The sequence below is a fragment of the Cyanobacterium sp. IPPAS B-1200 genome, assembly GCF_001747005.2.
In the GTDB taxonomy this organism is placed as follows: domain Bacteria; phylum Cyanobacteriota; class Cyanobacteriia; order Cyanobacteriales; family Cyanobacteriaceae; genus Cyanobacterium.
The window spans coordinates 1354094-1371458 of the sequence record NZ_CP182899.1 but is presented as its reverse complement, the minus strand read 5'-3'; the positions used below and the strand labels follow the sequence as shown (position 1 = coordinate 1371458).

Below are 17365 nucleotides of genomic sequence, written 5' to 3'. Positions count from 1 at the left end.
AACAATAACATTCCCCATTCTTATTAATCATCACAGAATTAATAAGCAAATATATCTATAAAAAATTCCAAGAGCAGAACAAGAGGCAGATTAAATGACTCAGATTACCCCTAAACCAACTCATACCCCCACAGATGACAACGTCCCCAACAGTCTAGGCAACGGTAATAACTCCCCAGAGACGAACCCATCGAAAACAGTAATCACCAAATCAGAGAATGGTTTAGCAAACTGGTGGTACAAGCAAAATCTCAAAAATAAAGCCACCATTACCGCAATTTTGATGGGAGTAATACCATCCATCGTAGTAGGTGCAGTGGGATATGTTTCTACCAACACTCAATTTAGAAATGAAATTGACACCCAAATCCAACAAAGCGCCCAAAGTGTCAGCAGAGAGATTCAAACATACTTAACCAATCGCTACGACAACATCAGAAGTATTAGTGAATCAGATGTACTTACCGTCGAAGAATTAAGAGGTGTACCCGTCACCGAAGCAGACAAACAAGCATTTTTAAATCGTTATCTGGAAATCTATCCTGACTACAGTTTTGTAAATGTAGTGGAAGTAAATGGCACATCCAGTTTAGGTAGTGGACAAGTGAACCTGCCCAACCAGTTTACAGAATCCTATTTTGAGCAGATAATCACAACCCAACAAGGTAATATTAGTCGTGTCAAAGAAATTGACGGTCAGAATTACATCTTAATAGGTTCACCAATTTTTGACCAAACCAATGAAATGGTAGGGGTGGTAGTAGGGGGTATTTCTGTTGAAAATATCAAAGAAAAATTTAGCTATATCGCCGAAAGTGGACAAGAATTTTTTATCGTTGACGAAGAAAATAATATCGTATTTTCTGAAGACTCCACTACCCTAGGGCAATCCATTGGGGATGTGATACCCCAAGCCCAAACCGTCCTTACACAAACAGAAAACCCTGAGAATATTCCCGTCACAGACGGTATGAGAAACGGGGAAGAAGTTTTAGTAGGTTTTCAAACTTGGCAACAACAAGATCAGATCTGGAAAACCCTTGTCACCCTCGATAGTAGAACAGCTTTCGCCCATAAAAGTGCCTTACTAGGTTGGTTATTCGCAGGGGTAGTAATCACAGGGGCAGGGGTAAGTATTGCCGCCCTATACCTTGCTAAAAAAGCCACAAGCCCCATCAAAGAAATTTCCGATGCAGTGAAACAAATTGGGGAAGGAGACTTAAATCAAGAAATACCCATACGTAGTGAAGATGAAATTGGTTTGTTAGCAGGAAATTTCAACGTAATGACCTCCCAATTGAGAGAATTAGTTCAAGATCAACAAATTTTTGCCAATCAATCTAACCTCCTCAAAAACATTACCTTTGAAATGACCAAAGCCTTCGAGGTTAATGAAGTATTCTCCATTGCCGTTAGTGAAATTCGTAAAGCCCTCTCTGCCGACAGGGTAATTGTTTATAGTTTTGATGAAACTTGGGCAGGAACCATTGTATCAGAATCAGTTGACCCCCAATATCCCACCGCCTTTGGAGCAAGAATCCATGACCCTTGTTTTGAAGAAAAATATATCGATAAATATCTTAATGGCAGGGTTCAAGCCACCAATGATATTTATAAAGCAGGACTTACCGATTGTCACCTTAAACAGTTAGAACCCTTTTCGGTTAAAGCCAACCTTGTGGCTCCCATTGTGGTTCAAGGAAAACTATTAGGACTCCTCATCGCCCACCAATGTTCTGCCCCCAGAAATTGGCGCTCCTACGAAATCGACTTCCTTACCCAAACAGCAACTCAAGTAGGTCCGGCCCTTGAGAGGGTAATGCTACTGGAAAATCAACAGTTAGATAGTTACCTTTCCATGCAGTTAAAAGATATTAGTTTCAAAATTGCTGAGTCTTTGACCAAAGATAAAGTATTTGATGTAGCTACCACTGAAACTCGTGCGGCGTTGAGGGCGGACCGAGTTATCATTTATACCTTTGATCAAGACTGGAAAGGTACTATTATCGCTGAATCCGTTGATGCTGAATTTCCCAAGGCTCTCGGGGCGATGATCAAAGATCCTTGTTTTGCGGATAAATACGTTGATAAATATAAACAGGGCAGGGTTCAAGCGACCCCCAATATTTACACCGCAGGGTTAACAAAATGTCACATCGAACAGTTAGAACCCTTTGAGGTGAAAGCCAATCTTGTTACTCCCATCGTTGTGGAAGGGGAATTGTTAGGACTATTAATTGCTCACCAATGTTCTGCCCCTAGAAATTGGACAGAGTCAGAATCTAGCTTTATTTCTCAGTTAGCTACTCAAATTGGTCCTGCCCTTGAAAGGGTACAACTTTTAGATCGTCAGAAATTGGCAGAAAGTACCCAAAGACAGCAAAAAGAAACTATCCAACAACGGGCTTTAGAATTGTTGATGCAGGTAGATCCCGTTTCTCAGGGGGATTTGACTATTCGAGCCACGGTGACAGAGGATGAAATTGGTACCATTGCCGACTCGTACAACGCCACCATCGAAAGTTTGAGAAAACTGGTAACTCAGGTACAAGGAGGCTCCCATGCGGTGACGGAAATTGTAACCGAACAAGAGGAGTTTATTGGTAACCTTGCCACAGAAATTATCCGTCAGTCAGATGATATTAATACGGCTCTTGAGCGGATTCAGTCTTTTTCTATGTCGGCTCGTTTGGTACTAGATAGTGCGGAACAAGCAGAACAGGCTGTACAACAGTCTAACCGCAGTGTAGAAGAAGGGGAAATGGCGATGAATCGTACGGTAGATGGTATCCTCGCCATCCGAGAAACCGTGGCGGAAACCGCTAAGAAGGTGAAACGATTAGGGGAATCAACTCAGAAAATTTCTAAGGTTGTTAACTTGATTAGTAGTTTTGCGGATCAAACTAACCTACTGGCTCTTAATGCTTCCATTGAGGCAGCCCACGCGGGGGAAGAAGGACGAGGTTTTGCGGTGGTTGCGGAAGAGGTACGTTCTTTGGCTCGTCAGTCGGCAGAAGCAACGGCAGATATTGAAAAGGTGGTGGCTGAGATTCAACAGGAAACCAATGAGGTGGTAAAAGCCATGGAAACTGGTACGGAGCAGGTGGTAGAGGGTACAAGGTTGGTAGAGGAAACTCGTTCTTCTTTGACTCAGATTACGGCGGCTTCTGCTCAGATTAACCAGTTGGTAACGGCTATTTCAGCGGCAGCGGCGGAACAGTCTCAGACTTCGGAGGAAATTACAGAAACCATGGCGGATGTGGCTTCTATTGCTTCGGAAACTTCTATGGCGGTGGATGATGTATCCCGTAAGTTCCGTAAACTTCTTAAGGTATCTGAAAACTTACAGATGAGTGTCAGTAAGTTCAAAGTTGACTAATGGCTTCTTGGGGGAAAGTTTTTCTCTTTCCCTTCCCTAATTCTCTTTTATTGATTTATCCCCTACTTTCTTATTAACCATGACTCAAACACCCCAAAGACCACAAATCAACATTGATAATTTTGCACCGAACCATAAAACTCGTTTGGTAATGAATGTTCCTCCTGAACCCCGTCAAGAGGCAAAAACAGTTAAAAAAGAATCTTCCCCTTTGGTGCAGTGGTTTTATGACCTTCCTTTGCGTCGCAAACAATTATTAGTATTGTTGAGCGCCCAAACCGTGGCGATCGCCTCTTTGGTGGGGGTCAGTGTAACCCAAGTTATTACGGGGGGACGGGCGCAATTAGTTAACCAATCCATCTCGGAGCTAGAAGCATCGAAAATTAACTACAACATTAAAGTTAATCAAATGGGTTTTGGTTTTCGGGGACAATCTGATAATACGGCGGTTATTCAAGGGGCGATCGCAGGGAGCAATATTAGCCCAGAAAATAAAGCCATCGTTCGACAAATTCTTGCCAACGAAATTACCGCCCGTAACATTGAGTATGCAACCCTAGTAGGGGTAGATCGGCGTATCATCGTCAATGCTAATAGCGATCGTACAGGGGAAGTATTCGATCCCAATGGATTGGTCAGTAGAGTTATCGAAAACCCAGAACAAATTAAAATCAGTGAATTAGTATCATGGGAAGACCTTGAAAGGGAAAATCCTCCCAACTTAGGACTATTCGAGCCTAACAGCCCCGCCTTGGTTCGTTATACCTTCACCCCCGTGTTTGCCCTCAACAGCGATCAAGTGGTTGGTGTACTGGTGTCAGGGGATGTTATCAATGGTAAATATACCGTAGTAGAAGACACTGTAAACTTATTCAGTGGCGGTTATGCCAGTATTTATAAACTCCTTGGGGAAGGGGAATTTCGTGTGGCCAGTTCTCTATTGGGTAGAGAAGACACGAGGGAACAAGATGTTTCCATGGAGGATAATGCCGTTCTCCAACAAGCCCTCAGAGATCCAGATCAAATCGCATCTGGTCGTACTTCCATTGACGGAGAAATTCATACCGTTACCGCCGAAGTTCTGCGTAACAGTTTAGGAGATTCCATCGCTATTATCGTTCGTGGTACCCCAGAAAGAGAGCTAAACTCCATTTTAAGGAACAGCGTTACTTTCCAAATTCAGGTGGCCATTGGGGTAATTTTATTCAGTCTCTTATTAATCATCATTCTCGGCAAAACCATTGCCCAGAGAGTAGAAGCACTACAAGGCACCACCGAAAAATTTATGGCGGGGGATTACAATACCCAAGCCCAAATATTAGGGGATGATGAAATTGGTAAACTAGCCAGAACCTTTAACGAACTAGCTACCAACATTGTCCAAAACGAAGGGATGCTACTACTTGACAACGAAAAAGGTGGACTACTACAAGAAATTACAGGTTCTCGCACCCTTGATGAAGATGATGTAAACCAAGTATTTGATAAAGCCCTCAGAAGAGCAAAAAGAATTCTTCGGGTAGATCGCCTCGTTATCTATCGCTTTAAATCCGATTGGAGTGGTTATATTTCCAACGAAGCAGGAGATCCGAGATTTCCTAGCGCCCTAGAAGAAGATATTAATGATCCTTGTATTCCCCTGGAACTAAGACAAGCCTATATAAATGGTCGAATAGTTCCCACCACTGATGTTTATAATGCAGGGTTTGCTCCTGAACATGAAGCCCTCATGTACCGCCTACAAATTAAATCTAACTTAGTAGTGCCCATTATCAGTCAAGGAAAATTATTTGCCCTTTTTATTGCCCACCATTGTGAAAATCAACATACTTGGGGAGAAAAAGAAATTAGCTTTATGGGTCAAATTGCCCTCCGTTTTGGGGTAATTTTGGACAGGGTAGGTTTGCTCAAAACCCAGATGATTGCTGCCCGTAGTGCAGAACAACTTAAGGAAATTACCCTCGCCATTGCTTCAAAAACTAGCCGACAAGAACTTTTAAATCAAGTGGTTTCTGATGTTCGTTATGCCCTACAGTGCGATCGCACCATCGTCTATGAATTTGACGAAAACTGGCAGGGAACCATCATCGCCGAATCCGTTGGAGAAGAATATCCCAAAGCCATAGGAGCGGTTATTGCTGACCCTTGTTTTGCAGATCGCTATGTGGAAAAATATCAACAGGGTAGAGTTCAAGCCACCCCCAATATTTATAAAGCGGGTTTAACAGACTGTCACCTACAACAACTAAAACCCTTTGGAGTCATTGCCAACCTTGTCTCCCCCATCATCGTAGATCAAAAATTATTAGGACTATTAATCTGTCACCAATGTTCTGGCCCCCGTGACTGGGAAGCAGGGGAAATTGAACTATTTAGCCAACTTTCCACCCAAGTGGGCTTAGGTTTAGAAAGGGTAAACCTTTTACAAGCTCAACAAATATCGGAACAAGAGCAAAGAGAGGCAAAAGAGTTATTACAAAAACGAGCCTTAGACCTCTTGATGCAGGTAGATCCAGTATCCGAAGGAGACTTGACCATTCGAGCCACGGTGACAGAAGACGAAATCGGTACCATTGCTGACTCTTACAATGCCACCATCGAAAGTTTACGGAAAATTGTATCTCAGGTACAAACTGCCGCTACCTCCGTAACCAAAACCACCACCGTGAACGAAAATGATGTTAACGTTTTACAAGCGGAAATCAAAGAGCAGGTATTGAATATCACTCAGGCTTTACAAACCATTGAAGCCATGAGTAATTCTAGTACCCTAGTGGCGGAAAATGCAGAACAGGCAGAAGAAGTGCTACAAAGGGCGCAAGAAAGCGTGGAAATGGGAGAAGTCGCCATGAACCGTACTGTTAAATCTATTATGGAAATTCGGACTACGGTGCAACAGGCCACGAAACAGATGAAAAAATTAGGGGATACCACCCAAAATATTTCTACAGTGGTCGGTCTGATCGGTCGTTTTGCTGCTCAAACTCACCTTTTGGCTCTCAAGGCATCCATCGAGGCCGCCCGTGCAGGAGAACAAGGAACAGGGTTTGCGGTAATTGCTGAGGAGGTCAGAACTTTGGCTAGTCAATCGGCTTCGGCAACGGCGGACATTGATAAACTGGTTACAGAAATTCTTTCGGAAACGAAGGTGGTTGTAACAGCGATGGAACAGGGTAACGAGCAGGTGGTAGAAGGAAGTAAACTGGTGGAAGAAACCCGCCAAAGTCTCAACCAAATTACGGCCGCTACTTCTCAGATTAATGAGTTGGTAGAGGCGATCGCCGAGGCGGCCTTTGAACAGTCGGAAAACTCTGAGGATGTAGGGATAAAAATGACTGATGTGGCAAGGGTTGCTCAGAAAACCACGGTATCTGTAACCAAGCTCTCTGAATCTTTCCGTCAATTGCTACAAGTTGCCCAAGAGTTGGAGTCTAACGTGGCTCAGTTTAAGGTGGGGTAGTTAATTGATAATGGAGAATTGATAGTTGATAATGGACATATATTTTTTATGAGTTCTTAACAAGGGGTTTAAACCCCTTGCCCCTCTGATAGCTGACATCAGTTACCCTAAATCTTTGGGAACGCACCATGGTGCGCCCCTATCATCTATGCTTGGGGTTGAACTAAATTCTCAGCACCTTCTATCACTTCAGCAGAAATAATCTTATCCTCTGGGGTAAGTTTTTCTAACACTTCGGCGCCATCGGTGACATAAGCAAACACGGCAAATCTGCCGTCCATGAGGTTATAACCGGGGGGGGTGACTTCCGTGTCAAACTTGAAGAAGAAAAATTGAGATGAACCACCGTTAGGATCACTACTAGGACGGGCTAAAGCCACCGCACCGTAAGCATTAAAGGGCAGTACGGGTTCCGCTAGGTACATTCCCACATCCTCGGTGGTGAAGCCGTAAATAGGCTCAGATTCGCCCTTAACCAAAATTTCTAAGGGAATAGAGCGATATTTGTTAGTTTTAGGATCGATAAAGCCCACTTCTTCTCCTTCAGGATCTCCTGTTTGTATGACGTAGAAGTCTTCGGCACGAATAAAGGGAAGGTTATCGTAAAATTTTCTTTGTACCAAATCCACAAAGTTACCCCCCGTAACAGGAGCGCTATAACCATCTACTTCCACCATTAAGTCCCCTTGGGTGCTGGTGATTTTTACTTTCGCTCTACCTTTGAGTTGGGGGAGGTTGGCATATTCTTGGGGTACTTCAAAGGGATATGCTCTCACCATAGCTTCTTCTATTTCGGTGACGTTTTCAAGGATTCTTTCCCTTGTGGCGAGAATTTTATCTCTTTTTTGTCCTGCTACTAATTCTTGCAGGGCTTCTACATCTTCGATGATACTATCTACTAATTCTCTGCTTCTTGCAGAAAATTCGGCAGGTACGTCCTTGGCAATGTCATCTCCATGGAGTTGGAGGGCAAAAGCAGCGTTTCTAACTTCTTTTTCTACTCTTTTCCAACGTTTTGATCTTAAATCTCTTTCTATTTTTTCGATGTTACTTTGAACTTCTCTGATTTCTTTGTTATCAATGGGTAGGGCATATCTTAAAATCGCCTCTGGATCTGTAATTGCATCCCCTTGGGCTAAAAATGCGTGGGCATTTTGCATCTTTGTGGGGGTAAAGGCGATCGCCATGGTAAATATTAATATCGTTGCAACGATTACTTTACTTACACGTTGCCACCAATTAAGTTTCATAATTACTAATTTTTTTTAAAACTGTTTAATGCCATTATTTCATAAACAGTGAAGCTCAAACATTAACAATTGAAAATGAATCAGTTAGGGAACAAACACTTAAAATAGTTTTCTTGGTGGCTCAATGACTTACCTTACGGTCTTTTTCAAAAAAGAATGTAACAAAATGTTGCCAAGTTTGAAAATGTATGTTAAATTAATTATCAAGTAGTTGACTAAGACTGCAATTATAGATATATAGGAGATACATCATGGAAGATAAAGGAAAATTAGGTTTCACCGCATTTGCTGAAAACTGGAATGGTCGTTTAGCAATGTTAGGTTTCGTAATCGGTATTTTAACCGAGTTATTAACTGGTCAAGGTATTCTCTCTCAGTTAGGCTTAATGTAGTTCTAACTTTCGTTTCATTAATCGTTTAAACAAATTGCCCATAAGGTTAGAAGGAGAGTGCATACTCTCCTTTTTTTTATCTTAACTTTTTTGACGTTGTATAGTGGGGAATCGGCAATGGTGGTTATATCTTGAAGATTAAATGTCTTTCATGGTTCAATAATACTTCATTGGATCATTAAGTAATGGTCTTATGGAAATACCATGGTAAGGAAAAATTAATTATCAATTATCAATTATCAATTCTCAATTGTTATTATGGTATGATCTGACAATTCATAATTGTGAATTGTTAAAGATTGTTTCATAATTATAAAAACACTTAATAATCAGGTTGATTCGATATACATGGGATACGTTAGATACTCTAGTTTCGTCAGTCTTCTTCAAGAGCGTGCAGTCTTGCACCCAAATCAAGTTATCTTCACCTTCTTAGGGGATGGTGAGAACGAGTCTGATTATCTAACTTATCATCAATTGGATCAACAAGCAAGGGCGATCGCCCATAAACTCCAAAGCAGAAAAGCAAAAGGAGAAAGAGCATTATTACTATATCAACCGGGGCTAGAATTCGTCACCGCCTTCCTCGGTTGTCTCTATGCAGGAGTCATCGCCACCCCCGCCTATCCTCCCCGTGCCAATCGTTCCTATACCCGCTTATCAGCTATCATCAAAGATGCTGGAGCATTATTTGCCCTGACAACTCAAGCACTCAAAGAGAAAATTGAGCAAAAATTAACCAAAAACGATGATATAACCTGTATTACCACCGATGACATCCCCCTAAGTGTAGCCCAAGACTGGCAACCACACCCCATCAAACCAGAAGAAACTGCTTTTTTGCAATATACCAGCGGCTCTACAGGCACACCCAAGGGAGTTATAGTAAGTCATGGTAACTTGGTCCACAATTCCCAGCTAATCAAAGATTATTTTCATAACGACGAACATTGTGTAGGCTCATTTTGGCTTCCCCCTTACCACGATATGGGCTTAATTGGAGGTATTTTACAACCAATTTACTCTCGTTTTCACTCTATCATGTTACCTCCCGTTACCTTCCTACAGCGCCCCATTCGCTGGTTACGGGCTATTAGTAAGTATAAAGTAACCACCGCAGGAGGCCCAAATTTTGCCTATGAGATGTGTGTCAACTCCGTTACACCACAGCAAAAAAAGGATTTAGACTTAAGCCATTGGAAACTGGCGTTTAGTGGTGCTGAGCCTGTGAGGGCAGAAACTATTACCAAATTTAGCCAATATTTCGCCGATTGTGGCTTTAAAAAAGAAAGTTTCTACCCCTGCTATGGTATGGCAGAAACAACCCTCATTGTGTCGGGGGCAAATCCCGATGAGTCTCCCACTGTTAAAAATATCTCTGCCACTAAACTACAAGAAAATCAAATTGTTTTTAATCCTGAAGATGAAGGCGATATACAAAAAGTTGTCAGCAGTGGCACCATATCTCCCCAATTAGAGGTAAATATTGTCAATCCTGATACCCTCGTACAATGCCCTGATAATAACGTAGGGGAAATATGGGTAAAAGGGGAAAGTGTAACTCAAGGTTATTGGTTGAAAGAAGAATTAACCGAAAAAACCTTTAATGGCACTACTAAAAACGGAAAAAAAAAGGGTTTTCTACGCACTGGGGATTTAGGTTTTCTCAGCGATGGAGAGTTATTTGTTACGGGAAGATTAAAGGATTTAATTATTATTAGGGGTAGAAATCATTACCCCCAAGATATAGAAGAAAGTGTAGGTAATATTCATGAGGCTATTAACTCGGAAAGTGGTGCTGCTTTTGCCATTGAGAAGGATAATGATGAGCAATTGATAGTAGTTTTTGAACTTAAAAGAACTTTTTTACAAAAGGTAAGACAGAGTAATAGTTTAAAGCAAGAAATATTTGATGCCATTCGTAAAGTTGTGGCTGAAAATCACGAATTACAAGCTCATTCTATAGTTTTAATTCGCACTGGTAGTATTCCTAAAACCTCTAGTGGTAAGATTGCTCGTTATGCCTCTCGGAAAGAATTTTTAGAGGGAAATTTACCTATAGTCGCCCAGTGGGATTTACACTCTATTACATCTTTAGAAAGTAATAATATAAAAACTATAAATAGATTAAAAAGCAATAGTCTTTTTGATAATAAAAATATTAATAAAAAAACTTTAAAGATACGACAATGGTTAGTAAATAACGTTGCTAATCGCTTACAAGTAAATCCTAATTCCATCGATATAGAACAACCTTTTATCAATTATGGACTAGATTCCGTCCAAGCTGTGCAACTCACCGCCGATCTTGAAGATTATTTGGGTTGTAAATTGTCTCCCACTTTGGCTTATGATTATCCAAATATAAGAAGTTTATCTTTTTATTTGTCTGAATTAAAAAATGATAGTATTTTAGGCTTAGAAGTTGAAGAAAAAAACGAGCAAAAAGTAGAACAAATTGCTATTGTTGCCATGGCTTGTCGTTTTCCTGGGGCGGATAGCCCTAAGCAGTATTGGCAATTGTTATCCAATAATCAGAATAGCATCAGTAAAACTTATCTGCGCCCGAACATCGATAGTTTTGGGGGTTATATAAAAGATTATGACCAATTTGACCCACAGTTTTTTGGAATTTCCACCCGTGAGGCGATAAATATTGACCCACAACAACGTATTTTATTAGAAGTAACCTATGAAGCGCTGGAAAATGCCCATTTGACAACAGAGAAATTGTCGGGTAGTGCCACGGGAGTTTTTATGGGTATTAGTAGCCAAGATTATGCCCATTTGCAGATGAAACATGGTTGGGATGTTAATGTTTATTCTGGCACAGGAAATTCTAGTGCGATCGCCTCTAACCGTATATCCTATAATTTTAATTTAACTGGCCCTTCCTTGAGTGTGGATACCGCTTGTTCATCTTCTTTGGTTGCGGTACACTTAGCCGTAAATAGCCTCAAAAATGGTGAGTGTGACTGTGCCATTGTAGGGGGAGTAAATTTAATTCTTGCCCCTGAATTGACAGAAACTTTCCAAAAAGCAGGGATGATGGCAGAGGATGGCAAGTGTAAAACTTTCTCTGAAGATGCCGACGGTTATGGGCGCGGGGAAGGTTGCGGGGTAGTTATCCTCAAACCTTTAACTAAAGCCTTAGCTGATGGTGACAATGTTTTGGCGGTAATTCATGGTAGCGCCATTAATCAGGATGGGCGTAGTAATGGCTTAACAGCGCCTTCAGGTAAAGCGCAACAGAGGGTAATTCAATCGGCGTGGAAAAATGCGTCTATTACTCCTGATAAAATTAATTATATCGAAGCTCATGGAACTGGTACACCTCTAGGAGATCCTATCGAGGTTAATTCTTTGGCTGGTTTATTACCTTTGGTGGATGAGCAACAGACTGTTAATTCTTCTTCTGTTATGGATGACAATGAGGAAAAGACTTCCTTTGATAGTGTAGTTAATAGCAAAGAGGAAAAGACTTCCCCTCAGAGTGTAGCTAATGGAAAAGGAAAAGAGTCTTCTGTTACTGTCGATGATTCCTCTGCACAGAAGATAAAAGAAGAAAGAGAAAAAGACTACCCTATTTGTTGGTTAGGTAGTGCGAAAACAAACATCGGGCATTTAGAAGCTGCCGCAGGTATTGCGGGGTTAATAAAAACTGTGTTGATGTTAAACCATGAAGAGATACCCTCCATCGTTAACTTTAAAGAATTAAATCCCTATATCAATTTAGAAAAAAGTCGCTTACAAATTGCCACCAAATCAGTGGAGTGGAAAAAATCGAATCAACCTCGTTTTGCTGGGGTAAGTTCCTTTGGTTTTGGAGGAACAAATGCCCATGTTATAGTGGGAGATATGATTGATTCTCCTGTAACTATAGAAGAAAAAGAAGTTAAGACAGAAAAAGTCAAACGCCCCTATCATCTTTTAACCCTTAGTGCGACAACAGAAAAAGCCCTTCAAGAGTTAGTTAATCGTTATGAAGGTTATCTAGGCAAAACACAGGAAGATGATATTAGTCATATTTGTTATAGCACAAACCAAGGGCGATCGCACTTTAACCATCGTCTAGCCATTAGTGCAAAAGACAAGACAGAATTAACAGAAAAACTGTCTTCAGTGACAATTTTCCCAGAAAACCAGATTAATAATAATCAAATAGCCTTTCTATTTACAGGGCAAGGCTCACAGTATCATAATATGGGCAAAGAATTATATCAAACTGCCCCCCTTTTCAAAGACACCATTGATTACTGTAGTGAGATTCTTAGTCAATATTTAGAGAAACCCCTCACCGAGATAATCTTTAACCCCGAGGAAAAAGAAACCCTTAACCAAACCATCTATACCCAACCCGCCATCTTCGTCATGGAATATGCCCTTGCGCAACTGTGGCTATCATGGGGAGTAAAACCATCTATAATGATGGGGCATAGTGTGGGCGAATACGTTGCCGCTACCCTTGCAGGAGTTTTTAGTTTAGAAGATGCCCTCAAATTAGTTGCCCACCGTGGTAAACTCATGCAACAACTTCCCCTCGATGGGGGCATGGTGTGTCTATTTACCAACCTTGACACCGCCAAAAAGTTAATTACGAAAACAGAATTACCCCTCGACATCGCCGCCATCAATGGTAATAGTAATATTGTTATCTCAGGGAAAAAAGAAGACTTACAACAATTACAAACTACCGCCAAAGCTAGTAAAGTAAAATGTCGTCCATTAAAAGTCTCCCATGGTTTCCATTCCCGATTGATGCAACCCATCTTGGCAGACTTTGAAAAAATTGCCCAAGAAATTACCTATAATTCACCCCAAGGGGAAATAGTCTCTAATCTCACAGGAAAAACCATCGGCGAAGAAATTGCCTCCCCAGACTACTGGGTAAAACACATTATCAATCCCGTTAACTTTGCCCAAAGTGTGGAGTATTTACAACAACAAAACTATCAAATCTTTTTGGAAATTGGCAGTAAGCCAACCCTCCTTGGTATGGCAAGGATGATAGTAGAAAACAAAACTAATCCCGATGATTGTCTTTGGTTGCCTAGTTTACGCAAAGGAGAATCCGACTGGCAAAATTTACTTTCTAGTCTAGGTATTCTTTACCAGCAAGGATTAAAAATTGACTGGCATGGTTTCCATCAAGACTATCCTTATTTAGAAAGGGTTTCTTTACCTAACTATCCTTGGCAAAACCAAAGATACTGGCATGGAGATAGTTTAAGTAATACCGTTGATGATAGTCAACAGTGGTTATATGAAGTGGTATGGGAAAAAGACTCTTCTATTCATATCGAGAATGAGGAAGACTCTTTTCGTATAAATCTCCCTAGTAGTTATTTAATCTTTGTGGATGAGAAAAAACTAGGAGAAAAATGGGCAGAGGAATTAACTTCCCAAGGTAGTCGAGTTTATTTAGTCTATCAAGGAGAAAGTTATCGTCAGGAAGAAGACACCTATTATATTAATCCTCAAGAGAAAAAAGACTACCAATTATTGTTAGATAGTCTTGGTGGTAAGGTAGAAAAAATTATCTATGGTTGGGCAATCAATCAAGATGATGATTTAGAGAATATTAATCAATTAACTGCCAATAATTATTTAGACTGTTTACCCGTTATCTATCTAATTCAAAATTTAGTTAACAGTAAGCATCAAGTAAAAATATGGTTAATCAGCCAAAACAGTCAGTTTATTACACACCAAGAAAAAATTAATCCCTACGGTGGCAGTATCTGGGGATTAGGAAAAGTCATTGCCCTCGAACATAGTGAATACTGGGGGGGTATGATTGATATAGATAATAGTAAACTTGCCCTTCCTCTTCTTGGTTACCTCGTTAACCACAAGCCAGAAGAAACTATGACAGCAATCAGGGATAATGCTGTTTTCTATTGTCGTTTACAAAATAAAAATCTTGATACCCCCAAGGAAGCAAAAAAAGTTAGTGTCAAATCCTCTGGTAGTTATCTCATTACAGGGGGATTAGGGGCATTAGGTTTAGAAACTGCTAATTATTTAATTAGTCAGGGGGCAAAAAATCTTATTCTTGTTTCCCGTAGTCAACCTTCTTCCTTGGCTTCTCAAAAAATTAGTCAATGGCAAGAGGAGGGTATTAATGTAGTTATCAAACAAGGGGATGTAACTCAAAAAGAATCCTTGACAAAAATTATTGATGATATTGATAAGTCTTTTCCTCCCCTCAAAGGGATTATTCATACCGCAGGGGTATTGGATGATGGTATCTTGGCAACTCTTTCCCCTGAAAAATTGACTAAGGTAATGGAAGCTAAGGTGGTGGGAGTAAATAATTTACATCTACTTACCCTCGATAACAGCCTTGACTTTTTTATCTTGTATTCTTCTGTGGCTTCTATGTTAGGCTCTATGGGACAGGGTAATTATGCCATGGCGAATAGTTACCTAGATACTTTTGCCTCCTATCGACAATCCCTTGGTTTAACATGTTTGAGTATTAACTGGGGTGCTTTTTCTGTGGGTATGGCGAAGGCAACCCAAGAGGGTTTAAAGGCGGTGGGTATTGAAACTATCTCTCCTGATAAGGGTATCTCCATGGTGGGGGATTTGATGAATTATCCTAACTCTGGGGTAGGGGTAATCAAGTTTAACTGGGATACTGTTGCCCGTAAGTTTCCTCAACTATCTCAATCTCCTTATCTACAAAATATAATTTCTTCTTCTGATGGGGAGGAGAATAAACAAGATGATACTCAAACTCAATTATTTAACCAATTACTAAAAGCCGATGATAGTGGCAGAATATCCCTATTGATAGATTATCTCATAAGTGCGATCGCCCTTATCCTTCATATAGACAAGGAAAAAATTACCCCTGAAGATAGTCTCATAGATTTGGGTATGGATTCATTAATGGTGATGGAAGCCATTAACCACTTAAAAACCGACTTACAATTAATGTTATACCCTAGGGAAATTTATGAGCGCCCCCAGATTTCTACCCTAGCGCAGTATTTAGCCCAAGAATTTGCCACTAGCCATGATAGTAATAGTAGTAAAATCACTTCTCCCAGCCAAAAAGGGATGATAGTTTCTCCATCCCCCGAAGAAGAGGAAGAAAAGCCCACCTTTAATCCCACCAATCACCAACCTATTGCCTTCATCTTATCAAGTCCGCGCTCAGGTTCAACCCTCCTGCGGGTAATGTTGGCTGGGCATCCCGCCTTGGTTTCTCCCCCCGAATTGCACCTATTACCCTTTGCTACCATGGAGGAAAGACAACGGGAATTAGAATCCTCTCACCTTGGGGAAGGGTTGATTCGCACCGTCATGGATTTAAAACAAATTAGTGCCGAAGAAAGCGAAGCATTAATTAATCAATGGGTTGAGGAAAACTTAACCATCGCCCAAGTGTATGAAATCTTGCAGTCTTTCGGCAAAAATCGTCTTTTAATCGATAAATCGCCCACTTATGCAAGTAGTAAAAAAACTCTTTATAATGCAGAAAATATCTTTTCTCAAGCAAAATATATTCATTTAGTTCGTCACCCTTATTCTGTCATAGAATCATTTGCACGGATGAGAATGGATAAATTACTAGATATAAAAGAGGCAAACCCTTATGAAATTGGGGAAAATATCTGGTATCAAAGTAATCAAAATGTTATTAATTTTAGTAAGCAAATAGATAGTAATAAAATTTTAACCATTTATTATGAAAATTTAGTGACGTCTCCTCAACAAGAGATGGAAAAAATAAGTAATTTTCTAGGAATTGAGTTTAATAAATCTCTACTAAATCCCTATGAAGGGGAAAGAATGACCGCAGGGTTATATAAACAATCCATGTCCGTAGGAGATCCTAATTTTAATAGTCGTAAAAAAATCGATCCAAATTTAGCAAATCACTGGAAAAAAGTTCAATTACCCATACTATTAAACCCTATCACTAGACAATTATCTGAAACATTTAACTATGAATTACCCCATGAATTAAACACCGTAGAAACCAAAGAAAAATATCTTGATATTAGAGGTTTAAATATATGTGTTTCTACTTGGGGAGATGAAAACAATCCTCCTCTGTTTATTGTCCATGGAATATTAGATCAAGGTTTTGCATGGGAAAAAGTAGCTCAAAACTTAGTTCAAAAAGGATACTATGTGATTGCTCCTGATATGAGAGGACATGGTAAATCTGACCATAACAGCCTAGGGTGTGCTTATAATTTACTTGATTTTGTAGCAGATTTAGACTGTTTAATTGATGAGTTAAATAATGGGCAAACAATCACTTTAGTTGGTCATTCTTTTGGCTCTATGATTACAGGAATATATGCTGGTATGCGTCCTGACAAAGTAGAAAAATTATATTTGATTGAACCTATTTTACCCGTGAAAAACAAAGATGATAAAGACATAGAAAATATCAGTAGTCAATTGAATAACCTACTGAATGTGTCTCCTCTCCCTGTATTTGAGACGGTGGAAATAGTTGCCCAAAGGTTACAAAAAACTGCCCCCCGCATAGAGGATGGCTTTGCCCTCAAACTTGCTAAAAGGATGACAAAACCCGTGGAAGGTGGGGTGACATTTACCTATTCTCCTCTCTTAGCCACTAGGATTGGGGTAGGTTTTAACAGCATTCCCCGTAATCAATACCTAAAGCTATTATCTGGCATTCAAGCACCCATTACTCTAGTATATGGTGACAATAGTTCTTTTAATCGTCCTCAAGATTTGGAGGCACAAAAAACAGCCATGGCAAATGCTCAAATTTTTACCATGGTTGGGGGGCATAATTTACACTTAGAAAACCCTTTGAGTTTAGCGGATGTTATTATTTAGGATGTATTTTATGTGCTTAAAATCTTGGTCATGTAAAGCTCTTAAAGATTTA

At 40.2% G+C, this 17365-nt stretch carries 5 protein-coding genes; 4 read left to right on the top strand and 1 reads right to left on the bottom strand.

Annotated features, from left to right (window positions below; all coding sequences use genetic code 11):
* Window positions 1-94 precede the first annotated feature (94 nt).
* Together A5482_RS06365 and A5482_RS06360 are read left to right on the top strand one after the other, a co-directional pair.
* Entirely contained in the window at window positions 95-3379 is a 3285-nt protein-coding gene (locus A5482_RS06365; protein ID WP_069791614.1) for a methyl-accepting chemotaxis protein, read from the top strand.
* Window positions 3380-3458: 79 nt separating this feature from the next.
* A complete protein-coding gene (locus tag A5482_RS06360) occupies window positions 3459-6839 on the top strand; it encodes a methyl-accepting chemotaxis protein (protein ID WP_069791613.1) in 3381 nt (1126 codons plus the stop codon).
* Between the two features lie 146 nt (window positions 6840-6985).
* On the opposite strand, the gene A5482_RS06355 is transcribed toward A5482_RS06360, so the two are convergent.
* Window positions 6986-8089, bottom strand: coding sequence for a peptidylprolyl isomerase (locus tag A5482_RS06355; protein WP_446684826.1), 1104 nt, complete (start codon window positions 8087-8089; stop codon window positions 6986-6988).
* Window positions 8090-8340: 251 nt separating this feature from the next.
* On the opposite strand from A5482_RS06355, the gene A5482_RS06350 reads away from it, so the two are divergent.
* Together A5482_RS06350 and A5482_RS06345 are read left to right on the top strand one after the other, a co-directional pair.
* Window positions 8341-8481, top strand: coding sequence for a high light inducible protein (locus tag A5482_RS06350; protein WP_069791612.1), 141 nt, complete (start codon window positions 8341-8343; stop codon window positions 8479-8481).
* A gap of 348 nt (window positions 8482-8829) precedes the next feature.
* Window positions 8830-17313 carry a type I polyketide synthase gene (locus A5482_RS06345; RefSeq protein ID WP_071891741.1) on the top strand — a complete coding sequence of 2828 codons (8484 nt, stop codon included), beginning with the start codon at window positions 8830-8832 and terminating at the stop codon, window positions 17311-17313.
* Window positions 17314-17365: the final 52 nt, after the last annotated feature.

Bases quoted from the DNA above. Each gene is read 5' to 3' on its own strand.
- A5482_RS06350 (WP_069791612.1), top strand. From the start codon at position 8,341: ATGGAAGATAAAGGAAAATTAGGTTTCACCGCATTTGCTGAAAACTGG.
- A5482_RS06355 (WP_446684826.1), bottom strand. From the start codon at position 8,089: ATGAAACTTAATTGGTGGCAACGTGTAAGTAAAGTAATCGTTGCAACG.
- A5482_RS06365 (WP_069791614.1), top strand. From the start codon at position 95: ATGACTCAGATTACCCCTAAACCAACTCATACCCCCACAGATGACAAC.
- A5482_RS06360 (WP_069791613.1), top strand. From the start codon at position 3,459: ATGACTCAAACACCCCAAAGACCACAAATCAACATTGATAATTTTGCA.
- A5482_RS06345 (WP_071891741.1), top strand. From the start codon at position 8,830: ATGGGATACGTTAGATACTCTAGTTTCGTCAGTCTTCTTCAAGAGCGT.